Genomic DNA, 2,061 nt, shown 5'->3' on the forward strand with positions numbered 1-2,061 from the left:
GTTGAGTTGGCCTCAACGACTCCGCGAGCAAACAGCACTTCGTGCGTGCCGTCGTCATAGAGGTTATCTTCTTGAACCTCAATAGGGAGACCTTCGACGAGCAGGACGGACGAGCCGTTGATGTCCTTCCGGAAATCGGTCTGCGACAGCATGACGAGATCGCGCTCAAGCAATTCGTTGAAATCGACTGAAAAACGAGATGTCATATCGAATGTCTGGTTCTGGCCGACGTTAGCCGGTCACGCTGCCGTCGCGAGGAACGTCAGCCGAAGCTCACTCTTCTTCGAAGCAGACCTTCTGTCTCATTTGGAGATCTTGGCCAGGAGGTCCGAGTGCACCTCCTCCGGCGTGAAGGCCTTCAGAACTACGTCTTTGGGGTAGACCGCACCATCGGCTCGTGCCAAATCTATCCTGGCGATCTGCTCCGGAGATAGATAAGGCCCCTTCAGGGCAACGGCAGCACTCGTTATCTGAGTGCGCCGAGCAAGGAAAGCATGCATCTGCGCGACGGGAAGTCCAATCGCATGGCCGGCGGCGACTTCGGCTGCAACATGCACCGTGAGTCCAAAAGCGCTGTCTACACGAACCGCCGTTTTGAACTCCGCAAAGTATTCTTCAAGATTCATCGTGTGCCCGCTTCTGGCGGGATTTTGCCCGTCACATGGATGCTTCAGGCATCGACCTTCATTTAGATGCAAGTTTCCGAATGGCTGACAAGCAGGCCTCGTATGTAACAGCCCGACAGTCGACAGCCTGCTGAACTATCCATGTGATGAAATCATCATTGACCTGATCGATGCCGTCGGGGAGGCGTTCCCCGGCCCTTCTATAGGCCATCCAAGCGATGTAGCAAACCGAGCCGCCGACGGCCTCAATCGCAGTGTTCGTACGGCTAAGCTCGTGATCAAGATAGGCGTACAGACCTTCATCGTTAGCATTCATGAGCTGTTCGTTCAGGTGATTGCCCGTAACTGGACTGCCCGCTTCCCAAGCCTGAAGCGTGGCAACAGCCTGGCTGATCTCAACACGCTGAGCCTCTTCAGGTGCAAGGACATCTCGGACCTGAATTGCAATCCAGATGCAAAACGAAGCCTTGCTACTTTCTTCCAGAGCAGAAAATGACTGTGCCAGTTGTTCAATGTGTGGCGATTGCATGCTGCACGTCGCTCTCCGGGAGAAGTTGTAGATGGCCCGTGAAAGTCCGGTTCTGGCCGCATCCTGTCTTCAGCTAACCGGCCACGAGAGAGCGTGGTCGTCCTCAAACCAATTTAAATATGCACCCGCGAAGTGATACGCCAGCTGGAACATGGCCTCGCTGTCTTCGCTGGAAACATCCTCGGGGAAGAGGTTTATGACGATGAAAAGCGGTCGTTCAATAGAGGCTTGAGCCCGGACACTCTGCCACACGGGTGAACTAAGCGAATCCAGGAGCTGCTTGTTCTGCAGCTCAGCGCCTGAGCGAAGAATGGCGCAGACATAGACGACATGTTCGCCAATGCTGAAGTTGCACTTTCCCGCTACGCACTCCACGCTCCAGGAAGCCAACGGCCCGTTCAAGTGGGTGGCGACGATTGGTCCACCGCACAAGAGGTCTTCGCAGTATGCGAGCCACTTCTTGGACAGTGCATCTATGTGCAAGGTCGAACTCTCCAGCAGTTCCCCATCGACCGCACAGTGCATGACTCTGAATGACTCCATCACCTTCCTCCAATGACCGCTTTCAGTTCGATTCTGCCGGGGCAGTGAATGGCTGCTCCTGGCCGAACCTCGTCGCTGAAGGACCTGTCACCATAGACACTTGCCTGCCTCGTCGTAGACCACGGCGCTTGGGATTTCTTTGAGCCAGTCCGCAATCCAGATGACGTGGTTCGTGAAGAGCTGGCTCTCGTCCTGTGCAAAAACAACGCGTATGCGATTGACCGGCGGGCTGCCTGGAAATTCGGCACCTGCTTCTTGCGCGAGCGCCGCATCTGCGGCCACTTCCGAGCCGCTCTCGCATGTCACGGAAAAACTCCATGTTGGCCAGCGATAGAGCAGCCGGGGCACGCTCCGAAACGGCAA

General features: G+C 55.7%; 5 protein-coding genes. All 5 read right to left on the bottom strand.

What is annotated here, in order from left to right:
* Nucleotides 1-206: hypothetical protein (locus tag G369_RS39010; protein WP_019658753.1), on the bottom strand; the 206-nt coding region annotated here is incomplete at its 3' end.
* Between the two features lie 96 nt (nt 207-302).
* Entirely contained in the window at nt 303-626 is a 324-nt protein-coding gene (locus G369_RS0135205) for a hypothetical protein (protein WP_019658754.1), read from the bottom strand.
* Nucleotides 627-684: 58 nt separating this feature from the next.
* Nucleotides 685-1,155, bottom strand: a complete 471-nt coding sequence (locus G369_RS38045; protein WP_080648000.1) for an Imm6 family immunity protein — start codon at nt 1,153-1,155, stop codon at nt 685-687.
* 69 nt (nt 1,156-1,224) lie between these two features.
* Nucleotides 1,225-1,638, bottom strand: a complete 414-nt coding sequence (locus tag G369_RS0135210; protein ID WP_157773894.1) for a hypothetical protein — start codon at nt 1,636-1,638, stop codon at nt 1,225-1,227.
* A 147-nt stretch (nt 1,639-1,785) separates the two neighbouring features.
* The coding region (locus G369_RS39015; RefSeq protein WP_440870406.1) for a hypothetical protein at nt 1,786-2,061 on the bottom strand (276 nt) is incomplete at its 5' end.

This window comes from Variovorax atrisoli 110B (genome assembly GCF_000382045.1).
In the GTDB taxonomy this organism is placed as follows: Bacteria; Pseudomonadota; Gammaproteobacteria; order Burkholderiales; family Burkholderiaceae_C; genus Variovorax; species Variovorax atrisoli.

Coding starts and splice junctions, on each gene's coding strand:
- G369_RS0135205 (WP_019658754.1), bottom strand. CDS start 626: ATGAATCTTGAAGAATACTTTGCGGAGTTCAAAACGGCGGTTCGTGTA.
- G369_RS38045 (WP_080648000.1), bottom strand. CDS start 1,155: ATGCAATCGCCACACATTGAACAACTGGCACAGTCATTTTCTGCTCTG.